The organism is Ferruginibacter sp. HRS2-29, assembly GCF_024343615.1.
Lineage (GTDB): Bacteria > Bacteroidota > Bacteroidia > Chitinophagales > Chitinophagaceae > Ferruginibacter.
Genome location: NZ_RJUB01000065.1, coordinates 1 through 966, shown reverse-complemented (window position 1 = coordinate 966; position 966 = coordinate 1). Strand labels below are relative to the sequence as shown.

At 49.4% G+C, this 966-nt stretch carries 1 pseudogene; it reads left to right on the top strand.

From position 1 onward, the window contains the following. Positions 1-966, top strand: a pseudogene (locus tag EGI32_RS10910) (hypothetical protein); the annotation flags it as partial.

Here is a 966-nt window from a genome sequence, read left to right as displayed (position 1 = left end):
CAGGCTGACTGTAAGGGATAACCGTGCAGGTGGCGGCGGTGTTGTAAGCAGCGGCAGCGGTTGCCAGGGAACAGCTGATATCATTATCACTGCTTCAGGTACACAGCCGTTTGCCATTACTTCACCAAATGGTGGCGAAAGTTATGCAGGTAATACCACACAGACTGTAACCTGGAACGTTGTAGGAACAAATGCTGCTCCTTTCAACGTTACCAACGTAAAAATATCTATCTCAACGGATGGTGGCCTCACCTTCCCGACTGTTCTTGCAGCAAGTACGGCTAATGACGGTTCTGAACCGGTTACTATGCCTGCTACAGCAACCACTACAGCGAGGATCAAGGTAGAAGCGATCGGAAATATCTTCTACGATATTTCTAATACCAACTTCACCATCACTGCTCCGGTTTCTGGATTCGGTTTCACTCCTCCTTCTCCTGCAACTGTAGCGTGCGGCGGACCAGCAACTGCGGCTGTAACTTTGGCTACAACTTCACTCGGTGGTTATACCACTCCGATCAACCTGTCTGCAACAGCAGGAGTTCCGGCCGGTACAACCGTTACTTTCGGAACAAACCCTGTTACACCAGGTAACAGCTCTGTTGTTACATTGAATAACGTAAATACTCTTTCTGCAGGTACTTATAATATTACTATCACAGGTATATCGGGCGCTATCAACCAGACCCAGGTAGTTAGCTTTGTAGTATCTCCGGGTACAGCTCCAACCCTTACAGGCCCTGCAGCGCAGGTAGTTTGTGCAGGAGCTGCTGCCAGCTTCACCGTAACATCTACCGGTACACCAACAGGTTACCAATGGCAGGTGAGCACGATCGCAGCCCCGACATTTGTAGATATCCCTGGTGCTACAGGAACTACTTATACAGTTACCGGTGCTACTGCTGCTCAAAACGGCAACCAGTACAGGGTGATCGTATTCAGCTGTACTCCTACAGGCATCACTTC